The sequence below is a fragment of the Phreatobacter aquaticus genome, from assembly GCF_005160265.1.
Classification (GTDB): Bacteria; Pseudomonadota; Alphaproteobacteria; order Rhizobiales; family Phreatobacteraceae; genus Phreatobacter; species Phreatobacter aquaticus.
Window position 1 is genome coordinate 4,606,310 of record NZ_CP039865.1, and the last position, 14,274, is coordinate 4,620,583.

The 14,274-nt window shown below is 65.5% G+C and carries 13 protein-coding genes and 1 pseudogene; 10 read left to right on the top strand and 4 right to left on the bottom strand.

Features of this window, described 5'->3' with window-relative positions:
* The first annotated feature begins 46 nt into the window (after positions 1-46).
* The 6 genes from E8L99_RS21905 to E8L99_RS21925 all read left to right on the top strand — a co-directional run bounded on the left by E8L99_RS21905 (position 47) and on the right by E8L99_RS21925 (position 2,772).
* Positions 47-523 (top strand): DUF2867 domain-containing protein, encoded by a 477-nt coding sequence (locus E8L99_RS21905; RefSeq protein ID WP_137101550.1) that lies wholly within the window; start codon positions 47-49, stop codon positions 521-523.
* A gap of 33 nt (positions 524-556) precedes the next feature.
* Positions 557-721 (top strand): hypothetical protein, encoded by a 165-nt coding sequence (locus E8L99_RS23885; RefSeq protein WP_168201790.1) that lies wholly within the window; start codon positions 557-559, stop codon positions 719-721.
* Between the two features lie 11 nt (positions 722-732).
* On the top strand, positions 733-1,458 hold the full coding sequence (locus E8L99_RS21910; protein WP_137101551.1) for an aspartate/glutamate racemase family protein: 726 nt from the start codon (positions 733-735) through the stop codon (positions 1,456-1,458).
* A 79-nt stretch (positions 1,459-1,537) separates the two neighbouring features.
* Positions 1,538-1,894: a PilZ domain-containing protein gene (locus tag E8L99_RS21915; protein ID WP_168201791.1), complete on the top strand. Its 357-nt coding sequence runs from the start codon at positions 1,538-1,540 to the stop codon at positions 1,892-1,894.
* An 81-nt stretch (positions 1,895-1,975) separates the two neighbouring features.
* Complete coding sequence (locus E8L99_RS21920; protein ID WP_137101553.1) at positions 1,976-2,212, top strand: DUF2798 domain-containing protein; 237 nt, start codon at positions 1,976-1,978, stop codon at positions 2,210-2,212.
* Entirely contained in the window at positions 2,209-2,772 is a 564-nt protein-coding gene (locus E8L99_RS21925) for a hypothetical protein (RefSeq protein WP_137101554.1), read from the top strand. The genes E8L99_RS21920 and E8L99_RS21925 overlap by 4 nt, the downstream gene beginning before the upstream one ends.
* A gap of 16 nt (positions 2,773-2,788) precedes the next feature.
* On the opposite strand, the gene E8L99_RS21930 is transcribed toward E8L99_RS21925, so the two are convergent.
* A complete protein-coding gene (locus tag E8L99_RS21930) occupies positions 2,789-3,235 on the bottom strand; it encodes a DUF2852 domain-containing protein (protein WP_137101555.1) in 447 nt (148 codons plus the stop codon).
* Positions 3,236-3,333: 98 nt separating this feature from the next.
* Positions 3,334-3,966 (bottom strand): TetR/AcrR family transcriptional regulator, encoded by a 633-nt coding sequence (locus E8L99_RS21935; protein ID WP_137101556.1) that lies wholly within the window; start codon positions 3,964-3,966, stop codon positions 3,334-3,336.
* A gap of 123 nt (positions 3,967-4,089) precedes the next feature.
* Between E8L99_RS21935 and E8L99_RS21940 the strand changes: the two genes are divergently transcribed.
* From E8L99_RS21940 to E8L99_RS21955, 4 genes are all read left to right on the top strand, one after another.
* Positions 4,090-4,791 (top strand): SDR family oxidoreductase, encoded by a 702-nt coding sequence (locus tag E8L99_RS21940; protein WP_137101557.1) that lies wholly within the window; start codon positions 4,090-4,092, stop codon positions 4,789-4,791.
* 552 nt (positions 4,792-5,343) lie between these two features.
* On the top strand, positions 5,344-6,300 hold the full coding sequence (locus tag E8L99_RS21945) for a DUF2865 domain-containing protein (protein ID WP_168201792.1): 957 nt from the start codon (positions 5,344-5,346) through the stop codon (positions 6,298-6,300).
* Positions 6,301-6,575: 275 nt separating this feature from the next.
* Positions 6,576-8,486 (top strand): potassium transporter Kup, encoded by a 1,911-nt coding sequence (locus E8L99_RS21950; protein WP_252511391.1) that lies wholly within the window; start codon positions 6,576-6,578, stop codon positions 8,484-8,486.
* 7 nt (positions 8,487-8,493) lie between these two features.
* The gene (locus E8L99_RS21955) at positions 8,494-9,948 is read left to right on the top strand and encodes a hypothetical protein (protein WP_137101560.1); all 1,455 of its coding nucleotides are present in this window, start codon (positions 8,494-8,496) and stop codon (positions 9,946-9,948) included.
* A gap of 4 nt (positions 9,949-9,952) precedes the next feature.
* Here E8L99_RS21955 and E8L99_RS21960 read toward each other — a convergent pair whose 3' ends face one another.
* Positions 9,953-11,491 carry a glycosyltransferase family protein gene (locus E8L99_RS21960; protein ID WP_168201793.1) on the bottom strand — a complete coding sequence of 513 codons (1,539 nt, stop codon included), beginning with the start codon at positions 11,489-11,491 and terminating at the stop codon, positions 9,953-9,955.
* A gap of 88 nt (positions 11,492-11,579) precedes the next feature.
* Positions 11,580-14,255: pseudogene (metH, locus tag E8L99_RS21965) on the bottom strand (methionine synthase); the annotation flags it as partial.
* Positions 14,256-14,274: the final 19 nt, after the last annotated feature.

Below are 14,274 nucleotides of genomic sequence, written 5' to 3' on the forward strand. Positions count from 1 at the left end.
TCGCTCGCAACCCGCCGAGGCGTTGCGTCGACCAGGGACAGCGACCATGCAGGCCCGCGCCGTTACTCCCGACATCGATCCCGGCAGCCTGCTGGCCGGCGCCGGGTTCATCGACGCCTTTCGCATCGTGGTCACCGATAGCGCGATCGACGCGCCAACGGCGGCGGAGCGCATGATGGGGCGAAGCCCACGCTGGGTGACCGCGCTCCTGAAGCTCCGCAATGTCATCGTCAGGCCCCTCGGGCTCAAGGGGCCTGTCGAACAGGCGTTGCCTTCGACCGAGCGCATTGGCATCTTCCCGGTGATCAGCCGCTCGCCGGAGCGGGTGGTTGTCGGCCTGGATGACAGGCATCTGGATTTCCGAGCCGTTATCGACGTGACGATCCTCGGCAACTCCCGTCAGATTACTGCCAGCACGATCGTCAAGACCCACAATTGGCTCGGCCGCACCTATCTTGCGACCATCATGCCGTTTCACCGCGTCATCGTGCGCACCATGCTGGAGCAGGTGAAGGCGCCCTAGGGCCTCACCGCATCGCGAGAAGGAGTCTGGCCCATGGACCCGCAATTCAAGAAGAACCCGCCGCGCAAGAAGGAGCCGGTTCGCGGCGTGTCGCTGACGCCCGAGGCCAAGAAGGCCTACGAGGACATGATCCGCGAGAAGGACGAGCGCGCCAAGAGCTACGAGACCCATCTCGCGCCGCCAATCCCGCGCAAATAGGCTCCTCCTCCATGCACGTGACGGTGATCAATCCGAACACCACGGCCTCGATGACCCGCGCCATCGGGGAGGCCGCCCGCGCCGCGGCCGCCGCCGGCACAACCATCGTCGCCACCAATCCCGACAGCGGTCCTGCCTCCATCGAGGGCTATTACGACGAGGTCTTCTCGATTCCCGGCCTGATCGCCGAGATGAAGAAGGCTCGCGGCACCGACGCCTTCGTCATCGCCTGTTTCGACGATACCGGCCTCGATGGCGCCCGCTCGCTGGCGGATGTGCCGGTCATCGGCATCGGTGAGGCCGCGATGCACATGGCAACGCTGGTCGCGACCCGATTCTCGGTGATCACCACGCTCAAGGTCTCGGTCCCGGCGCTGGAACACAATGTCCGCAAATATGGCTTCGACGCCCGCTGCGGCCGGGTCCGGGCCTGCGAGGTGCCGGTTCTGGCGCTCGAGGATCCGGCTTCCGGCGCGCGCGCCAAGATCTCGTCCGAGATTGTCAGGGCCAAGGACGAGGATGGCGCCGAGGCCATTGTTCTTGGCTGCGCGGGGATGGCGGAACTTGCGGCATCCCTCACCCGCGAGCACGGGCTGCCGGTGATCGACGGGGTAGCGTCCGCGGTGAAGCTCGCCGAGGCGATGATCGGGCTCGGCCTCAAGACCTCGAAGGTCGGCGGCTATGCCCCGCCGAGGGCGAAGGCCTATGCCGGGACTTTCGCCTGGGCAGCTCCTTGAGAGCATTCCAGACCGTCAACACACGCTTAAGCCGGCTATGCTATCCTCACGGGGTATGCGGTTAGGATTGCCTTCGGCCATGGAAGAGCGCCGCGCGGCCTTGCGTTCGAGAACGTTCTGGAAAGGCACAGTGCTGTTTCCGGGCGGCCTCCGCTCGACCGAATGCACGGTGCGCAACTTCTCGGAAACCGGTGCTCGACTGGACTGCGGCGGCGTCAGCGACATTCCCGATCATTTTCAGCTGAAGATTCCACAGAAGGGCAGCGCGCTTTTCAGGTGCAAGGTCGCCTGGCGGCGCGTCGGCGAGATCGGCGTCCATTTCGAGACGGACGACGTCGCAATCAGCGAAAACTCGCTGGTCCGCAAGATCGAGGCCCTGGAAGGTCAGAACCGGGCGCTGCTGCGCCGATTGCGCAACGACGACAGCGGTTACTGAGGGCACCTCCCCGCATGCGGCAGTTCCCGCACGGCGACCCGCCGTGATAGCAGTGGCGCATCAATCGCCCGGAGTTGCCTGATGCCCTCGAAAGCCGCCGTGATCCAGCCCATCCTGATGGCCGGCGTCATGGCCTTCCTGATGACCGCCCTGATCACCTATCTGAACCTCGGCATTCCCCCCGATTATCTCGGCCGCTGGATGCATGCCTTCGTCATTGCCTGGCCGGCGGCAGCCCTGGCAGCCTATGTCGCCATTCCGATCGCCAAGCGCGTCACGGGCCGGATCGTCACGTTCCTGGAAAGCCGCGGCCTTTGAACCTGATCGGGCGCATCGGCAGCATGGCCCAGGCGGCGGGACCTTTCCATCTGGCGCTGGCGCTGGTTGCAACCCTTGCCGCCTTCGGCCTCAACGTGCTCGCCAACCTTGACGTCGAGGCGGCCTTGCGCATCCAGGCCTGCGACGGGCTGGACTGTCTGAAGTCTCTTCGGCCCGATACCCGCTATGGCGGCTATTCCGCCGATGAATTCCGAACCTTCCTGGCAACGCTCGGCCCGCTCCGCTGGACCGCGCTCAAGGCTCTGGCCGCCGACCTGCCATTGATCCTGGCCGTGACCGCGACCCTGTTGATCGCAGGCGGATTGGCCACGCGCGGCGCGGCCTTTCTCAACGAGAGGACCCGGATACTGGCCGTGGTCCTGCCGTTGGCCTATGCGGCGGCCGATCTCGTGGAAGATGCAGCACTCGCCCTTGTCTATGCGGGCCTCGCCGACACCAGCCTCGTCCTGCCCTGGATCAGCGCGCTCAAGTTCGGGCTTGCCGCCGCGAGCGCGCTGATCAGCCTGTTCCTCGGCCTCACCCGCTCCAGCCTGGGCTGAAGGGGCACGCCATCGATCACGCGGCGGGCCTCGGCGACTGGTCCGTGGCGCGCTCGCCCATGAACCGGTCGAATTCCTCGCGGTCACGGGCCTGCTTCAAGCGCTCGAGATAGACCCCGAAATCCGCCTGCGCCTGATGAAGCTTCAGCCGCTCGGCCTCGAGCCGCTCCAGTTCGGCCTGCTTGAACGCCTCGAAGGCGCTGTTGCCGGTATCGCCGCCGAGGTCTCGCGCAAAATTGGTCGAGCTGCGGCCATCGCGGGGCGACTTGGGCGCGCCGGTCCACTTCTTCCAGCCGAGGATCGCCAGACCGATCGGCCAGAACAGCACGAAGCCGACGATCATCGAGGCGAGTTCCATCGGGTGCCAGCGGCGGTCGAGCGCGCCGCGCCAGCCTCCGGCGAATGGCGGGGTGCGGTCGGCCGGGGCCGAAGCGAAGGTCATGGAGGAATGGGCATGATGCATGATGTAGCTCCTTGTTTGCTTAGTGTGAATGTAAGTTACATTATCATTCTAACGCCTGCTGTCAAGACGACGGATCGCCTACACGCCGATGTGATCGATCAGGAACTGGGGCCGAGAACCTGCGGCAAACCCTTCAGGAGAGCGCTGACGCCAATCTCAAGGGCCTTTTCCGGATCGGCCACGCCTCCAGGCGCAGCAATGGATCCGGGAGCGGATAGCGAGGCGAGCCCATGTGTCAGGGCAAAGACCAGCAAGGCGGCTGGCCGGGTCTTGGCGGGATCGGTCGTTCCGAGCATGCGCGCCACAGCCGCCTGCAGGATCGCGAAGCCTGGATCGTCCTGCCCGGACGAGGGTTCTTCCGGCTGGCCGGTATTGAACATGGCCGCGTAATAGGCCGGCTCCTCGCGCGCGAAAGCGAGATAGGCCTTGCCCATGGCGAAGAAGCCCTCGCCGCCGGCACCGGCTTGCAGGGCCGTTGCCTTCAGCCGGGCCCCAAGCGCTTCGAAACCTTGCTTGGCCACTTCGCGCAAGAGGGCCTGGCGATCCTTGAAATGGCGATAGGGGGCGGCCGGGGAGACACCGGCAATCTTGGCGGCATCCGACAGCGTGAAGCCCGCGGGGCCGCGCTCGGCGATCAATCGCTTTGCGCCCTCGATCAACGCCTCGCGCAGATTGCCGTGATGGTAGCCGCGCCGGTCGGCGAGATTTCCGGCCTTGGATGATATCGTCATGTAATGTCGTATTACATCCTGCAGTGATGCGGTCAAGCGAACGGGGCCGGGCGCCCATGCGCAAAGCTCCCCTTGCCATTCGCCCCGGTATTGCGACCTCTAGGCAGCATCAAGGAGAGTTCCATGCGCACCTATCTGATCACCGGCGCCAATCGCGGCATCGGCCTTGCCATCACGGAACAATTGCTCGCTCGCGGCGACAAGGTGGTGGCGACCGCTCGCCAGCCCGCCGAGGCGCAGGCCCTGGCCAAGCTTGCGGCCTCCGCCTCCGGGCGGCTGGTGGTGGTCGAGCTGGACGTGGCAAGTCCGGCCTCCATCGCCACCCTGCCCGCCCAGCTCGCCAAGGCGGACATCACGGCGCTCGACGTGCTGATCAACAATGCCGGCATGATTGGCCCCAAGCGGCAATCGACGCTCGACATGGATTTCGACGGATTTGCCGAGACCCTGGCCGTCAACACGCTGGCGCCTCTGCGTGTGGCACAGGTGGCGCTGCCCCTGCTCAAGGCGGCCAAGGGCTCGAAGATCCTCACCATCACCAGCCGCATGGGCTCGCTCAGCCACATGACGTCCGACCGCATCGCCTATCGCACGTCGAAAGCCGCCGTGAACAAGGTGATGCAGGGCCTCTCGACCGATCTCGCCCCGGAGGGCATCGTCGTTGCCGTCGCCCATCCTGGCTGGGTCAAGACCGACATGGGCGGTCAGGCCGCCGCCATCGAGCCGGCAGAAAGCGCCCGCGGACTGATCGCCGTGGTCGACGGCATGACGTCAGGCGATGTCTGCACCTTCTATGATTATTCTGGCCAGATCATCCCCTGGTAGGACGGCGGAATGATCGGACAGCCGGCCAGACAGGTCAGCAGGGTTCACCTATTGCGCCGATCTTTTTGCTGGTCGGTTTCATCTGATCGATCAAGGGCATCGCTCGGCGGTATCGCCGCGCGGACGCCGCCCGGGGCCTGTGGACAACCAAATTCCGCTTCACAAGACTGTCACGAGCCGCTTAGCTTCCGGTCCCGGTTCCTGAATAAGGAGGCCAGCCGTGGAGCTCGCTCGACACGTGAATGTCTTCGCACTCTGTGCCGCGTTTGCATTCGTTGGCGCCATTCTGCTCGGCGCCTTCTGAATCCGAAGTTCCTGACGGCCGATGGTCCGTCTGCCGACATCATATGGACCGCTCCGGTTTGACCGCCGGGGCGGTCGATGTCGTTAGCGATACCGCGATTGTTTCGCTCGACGTCGGGTTTCCAGACGATTCGCACCCGCTCCGACACAAGATTGCAATCTGAACGCGTCATGCGTGTCGGCGGGAACAGACGTCGTCCAGCCGGGTTGCTGGACGTGTTCCTCGCCAGTCCATGGAGCCTGTCCACAATGCAAGCGGCCCGATACGGCCTGATGATTCTTGCCGCGGCGATGCTCGTGCCCATGGCCGGCATGAGCCCGGCCGCCGCGCAGGATGCCGACGAGATCTACGCCATCAACCGCAGGGACGCCGAACAGCGGGCCGCCCGGCGTGGCGAGGCTCCGCAGAGCCGCGCATCGATCTTTCCGGGCTTCAACCTGTTCGGCCAAGCCCGGCGCGATGTTCCCGAGATCACCGTCCGCCCTGGCCCCGCCGGCAATGGACGCCATCCCCCGGCCGATTCCAACGCCGAGGCAGCGACCGACAGTTCCGAAAATCCCGGCGGACCGCGCGCCTTCTGCGTTCGGCTCTGCGACGGCTTCTTCTTCCCGGCCGGCTCGACGACCGGCGGCGCGGGCCGCAATGCCCAGCAGGCAACGTGCAACAGCCTGTGCCCCGGCACTGAAATGGCCCTCTATTCGGTCGCCTCGCGCGGCACGATCGCGGACGCGACATCCAGTCGCGGACAGACCTATGCGAGCCTGCGCACCGCCTTCCTGTTCCGCCAGCGGGTCGAGAATGCCTGCACCTGCCATGGCGGCGCGACCAATGGCCTCGCCCGCCTGCCGATCACCCATGATCACACGCTGCGCGCTGGCGACATCGTGGTGACCGAAGCCGGTGTCCGGGTCTTTTCGGGCGGGCCGCGCTTTCCCTATCGTGCCCAGGATTTCGTGGCAGCCCGCGCCTATGGCCGCCTGCCGGTCGATGTCCAGCGCCGCGTGGCCGAGATCGAAGCCGGGCTCCATGCCCGTGATGCCGGTTCCCAGGCGCCCGTCGCCCGCCTGGGCGGTACAGCCGCGCGCCGTGCCGGCATTGGCCAGACGGCGGTGCAGGCATCGCTTCCTGTCACCAGCGGCTCGGTCACCCAGGAGGGGGTGCGCGTCCTCGACCTGACCCGCGCCACGGAGACCACGATCCGCTGATTGACATCGGTTAAGGACTGTGGCGGCTTGGTGGCGACCAACCTGTTGATCACATGGGCCGGGATGCTGTATGACGCGGCCCGACATCCAGACTAAGCGGCAAGCGGTCGGCAGGGTTGCCGAAGGGATCCGAAGGTGGATCGGCTTGCCGGGAGCCTGCATCAAAAGGGGCCGGATCATCTCATCCGGAAGTCCTCGAGGTCCTGAACCCAATGACAAAAGATGCGGCGCAAGCCGGTAGCGTGGCCCCGGTCGATGCCGGCGACCCGGCCAAAATGGCCGGCGGCGCCAATGGCGCACCCGGCGCAGACCATTCCCAGCCCCACGCGAGCTTTGCCGCGTTGTTCGTGGGCTCGATCGGCGTTGTCTATGGCGACATCGGCACAAGCCCGCTCTATGCCTTCCGCGAGGCGCTGGTGGCGGCCATGGGGCACAATGCCCAGGGCATCCCCTCCCGCGACATGGTGCTCGGCGTCATCTCGCTGATCCTCTGGTCGCTGATCCTGATCATCACGATCAAATATGTGCTGCTGCTGCTGCGCGCCGACGACAAGGGCGAAGGCGGCATCCTGACACTGGTGACGCTGAGCCAGCGCGCGGTTGGCCGCCCGACCTACATCATCGCCCTCCTCGGCATGGCGGGAGCTGCCCTGTTCTATGGCGATGCGGCGATCACGCCGGCCATTTCCGTGCTGTCGGCGGTGGAGGGCCTCAAGCTCGTCACACCGGTCTTCGAGCCCTATATCCTGCCGATCACCGTCGTGATCATCGTCGCGCTGTTTGCGGTCCAGAGCCACGGCACCGCCAGCGTCGCCCGCTATTTCGGGCCGATCTGCATCGTCTGGTTCGTTGTGATGGGCGTGAGCGGCCTCAGCCACATCTGGGACGACCTGACCATCTTCTATGCCTTCAACCCGGTCTACGGCGTCAGGTTCGTCGCCAACCATGGCACGGTCGGGCTTCTGGCACTGGGCGCGGTGTTCCTGGCGGTCACGGGTGGCGAGGCGCTCTATACCGACCTCGGCCATTTCGGCCGCAAGCCGATCCAGTGGGCCTGGTTCACACTGATCTTCCCGGCCCTGACACTGAACTATCTTGGCCAGGGCGCCATGATCCTCGCCGATCCTTCCAAGCTGCAGAACCCGTTCTTCCTGCTGTTCCCCAGCTGGGCGCTGCTGCCGACCGTGATTCTCGCGACGCTTGCCACCATCATCGCCAGCCAGGCCGTGATCACCGGCGCCTTCTCTCTGTCACGCCAGGCCATCCAGCTCGGCCTGCTGCCGCGCATGGCGATCCGCCATACCTCGGAAGAGCATTCCGGCCAGATCTACATGCCGGCCGTCAACTGGGGCATCCTGATCGGCGTCCTCGTGCTGGTCCTGGTGTTCAAGAATTCCTCGGCACTCGCCTCTGCCTATGGCATCGCGGTCACAGCCACGATGGCGATCACAGCAGTGCTCGCCTATGTCGTCGTCCGGCGCCTGTGGAAATGGAACATCATGCTGGCCCTGGCGATCCTCGGGCCGCTGATCGTCATCCACTTCATCTTCCTGGGCGCCAATCTGCTCAAGGTGCTTGATGGCGGCTGGGTGCCGCTGGTGATCGGCGCGGTGATCCTGTTCCTGATGATCACCTGGCGCACCGGCTCGCGCATCCTGGCGGACAAGACCCGGCGCATCGAGGTGCCGCTCGACGACCTGCTGAAGAGCTTCGAGAAGCGCCCGCCGCACCGGGTGCCGGGCACGGCGATCTTCCTGTCGTCGGACCATTCCTATGCACCGGCATCGCTCCTGCACAACCTCAAGCACAACAAGGTGCTCCACGAACACAACGTGTTCCTGGCGGTGAAGAGCGCCGACACGCCGCGCGTTCCCGACGGCGAGCGGATCTATTTCGAGAAGATCAACGACTCGTTCTCGAAGCTGATCCTGAAGTTCGGCTACATGGAGACGCCGAACCTTCCCAAGGCCCTGATCGCCTGCAAGAAGGCCGGGCTCAAGTTCGACATGATGTCGACCTCGTTCTTCCTGTCGCGGCGCCATCTGAAGGCCTCCGGCAAGCTCGGCATGCCGATGTGGCAGGACTACATCTTCATCTCGATGGCCGTGAACGCCAATTCGGCCACAGACTATTTCCATCTCCCCACCGGCCGCGTGGTCGAGGTCGGAACGCAGGTCACGATCTGACCGTCTCATGACCGATGCCGACCTGCGCGCCTGCCGTTCGGCAACTGTCCTGCTCGCCGCCGTCATGGCGGCAGCGCTCATCATCGTCTATCCGATCTGGGGCGTCGTCACCTTCGCCGACGGCAGCTTCTTCGTCCTCAGCATCCTGTCCCCCGATCCCTGGACGCTCGGCTGGGCGAGCTATCCGAACCGTCTGACGGCCTTCCTGCTGACCATCGTTCCGCCCTTCCTCGCAGCCCGCGCGACCGGAAGCGCACCCTTCGCGATCGGCCTCTATTCGGTGATCATGGCGAGCATCCCGCTCGCGGGCCTGCTGGCCACCCGCATGCTGGAGGAGAAGGGCTCCCGGCTATCGTTCTGGTGCGCGATCTCCACTATCGTTCTCGCCTTCAGCGTCACCTTCTTCCCAACCGAAATGTGGCTCGCCCACGCCATGATCTGGCCGATGCTCGCCTATGCGACCCGCCAGCGGGGCGTGCGGACCCCGATCCTGTTTGGCTTCGCCCTCGTCACCAACTTCGTCCACGAGGCCGCGGTGCCGCTCGTCGCCCTCGTGCTGGTGAATGGCTATCTCGTCCACCGCGAGAGACGGTTCCTGGCCGTGCTCGCGGCCGTCAGCTTGCCGCCACTGGTGGTCAAGGCGACCGTCGCCATCCCCAATGCCGAGATCCAGCGCTCCGTCCACGAGAATGCGCTGAATTTCCTGAGCCTCGACAATCTGCTCAACAACATCTCGCTGACCGTCCTGATCGGCCTGGTCCTGCTTCAGGGCCTGATCCTGGTTGCAGCGCCGCGAACACGCCGCTCCGCCATCACGGTCGTCGCGGCCGTCACGCTCGCCGCCGCGGTTGTTCTGATGCTCTGGCCCGGCGAGTTGCATGTCCTGCGCCGCTACATTGCCCGCACCATCGTCTTCTGCGGCCTTGCCGGCTTTCTCGGCACGATGCTGCTCTGGCGCCTCGCTGGCCTCATGCGTCCTGCCCTGGTGAACCGCGCCGAGGCTTGGATGTCCATCCATCGCACCGCGATCGCGCTGAACCTGGCCGTCATCGTCTGCGTCTCGGCGCTCGGGCACAGCGTCGAGGCTGTCCGGTTCCTCTTCCACTGGCACGCGCTCGAGACGATCATTGGCGGCCCCCCTCCTGCCGCATCGGCTCTGCCGCGTGGCGTCTCGCTGCTGTTTGCCGACGGCTCGCGGCGTGACGGTACCGGAGCGGACCAGTCGCGAGGCTGGCCCGTCGCCTGGAACTGGTCCTTGCCCTATCAGTCGGCGGTCAACGGCAGCCCGGCCGGGCGGGATTTCATCGTGGCCATGCCGGCGATCGCCTTCTCGCCGATCACCTGCGAGACGCTCGGCGCCATGGATACCGCGCAGACCCTCGCGCCGCGCGTCCGCGTGGACCTGCTCAAGCGCTACATCTGCTCGATCGAGACGGCAGCCCGCCTGCCCGCGCCGCGATAGTCCCTCAGCGCTGTCCGCCTTGCCATTGCGCCGCAGGTGGCCAGAGCGCGCGCACGCGCGGCACATCCCGGAGCTGAGGCGGGGTCGAGAGTGGCTCGACGTCCCGCACTTCGCAGGTGCCACCACGCTGGGCGACGCAGCGCTCGCCGAAGCAGCGCGCATCCGGCATCCCGACATGGTCCCTCAGGGCCTTGGGGAAGATGATCGTGTTGAACGCCGGGAGCCTGGCGGCGAAATCCTGGGGGCCGCGCGCATGATGGAAAGGCGCCCGCTGGTGCATCATCGCATAGCCGCCCGTCTCGGCCCATGTCACGCCGTAGCCGCCGATCCCGCACACCCCGCTCAGCGAAGCGACGTGAAGCGAGGCTGCGACATCGTCCTTCTTCTCGATCCAGGCCGATCCCGCGGCCGGCGTCATCATGAAGCCCGGCAGACGGCCGACGATGAACAGCCCGAGCAGCGCTCCGGCCAGGGCCGTTCGCCAGGATGGCCGGCTTGCGACAGCGGGAAGTGACGACATGAGCCCAGACCCTTCGATCCACCGGATCGAGGCGGCGATCCCGAGACCCACCAGCGCCTGCGTGATGAACAGAAGCGGATAGAGGAACCGCAACTCCTTGTGGCCGATCGGCAAATGGGTCGCCAGCACGACGAGAGCGACAGCGGCGAGCAGGGGCTGGAATACCGCTCCCACGATCCCGAACAGGACGATGGCGACCAATGCGCCGCCCCACACGATCAGCAACTGGGCGGGGTAATCGAACCACGGCTGGACGCCAAAATGCGCGGCGACGCCGTAGGTCACGTTGAAGCTGAAATTGTGCCAGTACGACAGGAACGGCACGCCCCAGGTCATCCAGTCGATGACACCTGCCCCGGCAACTGCGACCGCACCGCCCAGGACGAGCCAGAATGTCCGGGCGAAGGGCCAGCGCACCAGGGCGACAATGCCGACAAGGCCTGCCGCCGGCGCGATCTGCAGCCGGACGGCGACGGCCAGTGCCAGCAAGAGACCCGCCAGCACGAGACGGCCCCGGCTCGACACCTCGCGGCCCGGAAAGGCGAGATAGATGGCGATGACGAGCAGATGCCCGCCGACGACCTCGGTAAGCGCCTTGCCGCTGAAATGGATAAGCTCGGGTGCGAAGGCTGGAACGGCTGCGGCCGCGAGGCCAAGGGCAAGACCGAACAGCCGATGGGCCCACAGGAAGACACAGACGACGGCCGCCGCCCCAAGCGCGCCGAGCACGGCCCCGACAACCGGCAGATAGGTTTGGGGCCCCTCCCCGATCCACTGGCTGGCCCGGATGATGCCGGCGATGACCCCGGGCAGGATCCATGAGCGGACCGCGTATTCGAACTCCCACGGCACGAACCCATAGCCGAACACCACCCTATGGGCCTGTTCCAGGCTCTGGAAGATCTCGTCGGGGTGATGGATGTTCGGCACGAGAACGAGCGGCGCAACCCGGATAAGCCAGGCGGCACACAACACGGCCAGCACGGACCAGGCCGGCGGCATCTTCAGGCGATCGTCGGGCATGAACCTCAGCGGATGACCGAGTGGACAAGACCCGCTTCGATAGCTCATCGCGGCGCCGGGTGCGATGGCGCCGCGTTCCGTCTGTGGATCATTCCGCCGCCTGGCTCATCGCGCGGACCAGGCCCGGATCGTAGTTGAGCACCGGCGCGAGCCAGCGCTCGGCCTCCTCCACCGTCCAGCCCTTGCGGCGCGCATAGTCCTCGACCTGGTCAAGCTCGACCTTGCCGACGCCGAAATAGGCGCTGTCGGGATGCGACAGATAGAGCCCGGAGACCGACGAGCCCGGCCACATGGCGCGGCTCTCGGTCAGCGTCACGCCGATCGCGCGCTCGGCATCGAGCAGGCGGAACAGCGTGTCCTTCTCGGTGTGATCGGGCTGGGCCGGATAACCGGGCGCCGGCCGGATGCCGCGATATTGCTCGAGAACCAGTTCCTCGCTCGACAGCGCCTCGTCAGGCGCATAGCCCCACAGCTCCTTGCGAACCAGCTGGTGCATGCGCTCGGCAAAGGCCTCCGCCAGGCGGTCCGCCAGTGCCTTGGCGAGGATTGACGAATAATCGTCCTTCTCGGCCTCGAACTTCTTGGTGATCACATCCTCGCCGATGCCGGCGGTGACGACGAAGCCACCAATCCAGTCGGGCTTGGCGCCCTTCGGTGCGAAATAATCCGACAGCGCGATATGGGCGCGGTCGCGGCCCTCGCGCCGCGAAATCTGCTGGCGCAGCGTATGGAACGTGCCAAGGGTCTGTGTCCGCTCGGAATCGGCATAGATTTCGACATCGTCGCCGACCGCATTGGCTGGCCAGAAGCCGACGACCGCCTTGGCTGTGAACCACTTCTCGCCGACGATGCGCTGGAGCATGACCTGCGCGTCCTTGTAGAGGCCGCGCGCGGCTTCGCCGAACTTGTCGTCGTCGAGGATCGCGGGATAGCGGCCCTTCAGCTCCCAGGTCTGGAAGAACGGCGTCCAGTCGATCGCGGTGACCAGATCGGCAAGATCGAAATCCTCGTAGACCCGGGTCCCGATGAAGCTCGGCTCAGGCGGCTGGTAGCCGGTCCAGTCGAGCTTCAGCGCATTGGCGCGCGCATCGGCGAGCTTCATGCGCAGCTTGTTCTGCTCGCCACGCAAATGAGCCTCGGCGATCTTGGCATATTCGGCCCGGATGTCGGCGACATAGGCCGGCTTCTGGTCCTCTGACAACAGGGCGGACGCGACACCCACGGCGCGCGAGGCATCCAGCACATAGACCGTCTGCCCGCGCTCGTAGCTCGGATGGATCTTGACCGCCGTATGGACACGCGAGGTCGTTGCGCCACCGATCAGCAGCGGCACGGAAAAGCCCTGGCGCTCCATCTCGGCCGCCACATGCACCATCTCGTCGAGCGAGGGCGTGATGAGGCCGGAGAGACCGATGATGTCGACCTGGTGCTTGATCGCCTCGTCGAGGATGCGCTGTGCCGGCACCATGACGCCGAGATCGATGACCTCGTAATTGTTGCACTGGAGCACGACGCCGACGATGTTCTTGCCGATGTCGTGGACATCGCCCTTGACGGTCGCCATCAGGATCTTGCCGGCGGCGGGCTTGTCGACCAAGCCCATCTCGCGCTTTTCCTGTTCCAGGAACGGCTGCAGATAGGCGACCGCCTGTTTCATCACGCGGGCAGACTTCACCACCTGCGGCAGGAACATCTTGCCGGCACCGAACAGGTCGCCGACCACGTTCATGCCGCTCATCAGCGGCCCTTCGATTACGTGCAGCGGCCGGACCGATTGCTGGCGCGCCTCTTCGGTGTCCTGCTCGATATATTCGGTGATGCCCTTGACCAGCGAATGGGCGAGACGCTCGGCCACCGGCAATTCGCGCCAGGTGAGGTCCTTCTTGTTTTCCTGCTGGGCGGAGCCATCGCCCTTGAAGCGGGCGGCGGCGTCCACCATCCGCTCGGTCGAATCCGGCCGGCGGTTGAGGATCACATCCTCGCAGAGCTCGCGCAGTTCCGGGTCGATATCGTCATAGACCGGCAAGGCGCCGGCATTGACGATGCCCATGTCCATGCCGACCTTGATGGCGTGGTAGAGGAAGACCGAGTGCATGGCAGCCCGCACCGGCTCGTTGCCGCGGAAGGCGAATGACAGGTTGGAGACGCCGCCGGAGATGTGCGCGTGCGGCAGGTTCTCGCGGATCCACTTGGTCGCATTGATGAAATCGACGCCGTAATTGTTGTGCTCGTCGATGCCGGTGGCAACCGCGAACACGTTCGGATCGAAGATGATGTCCTCGGGCGGGAAGCCGACCTGCTCGGTCAGGATCTTGTAGGCGCGGGCGCAGATCTCGGTCTTGCGCTCGAACGTGTCGGCCTGGCCCTTCTCGTCGAAGGCCATGACAACGACGGCGGCGCCATAGCGGCGCACCTTCAGCGCCTGCTCTATGAACTTCTCCTCGCCCTCCTTCATGGAGATCGAGTTGACGATCGACTTGCCCTGCACGCATTTCAGGCCCGCCTCGATCACCTCCCACTTGGATGAGTCGACCATCACCGGCACGCGGGCAATGTCGGGTTCTGCCGCCATCAGGTTGAGGAAGGTGACCATCGCCTTCTCGGAATCGAGCAGGCCCTCGTCCATGTTGACGTCGATCACCTGTGCGCCGCTCTCCACCTGCTCGCGCGCGACGTCGAGCGCGGCCGTGTAGTCGCCGTTGGTGATCAGCTTCCGGAACTTCGCCGAACCGGTGACGTTCGTTCGCTCGCCGATATTGATGAAGGACGCGACGGGGGTGGTC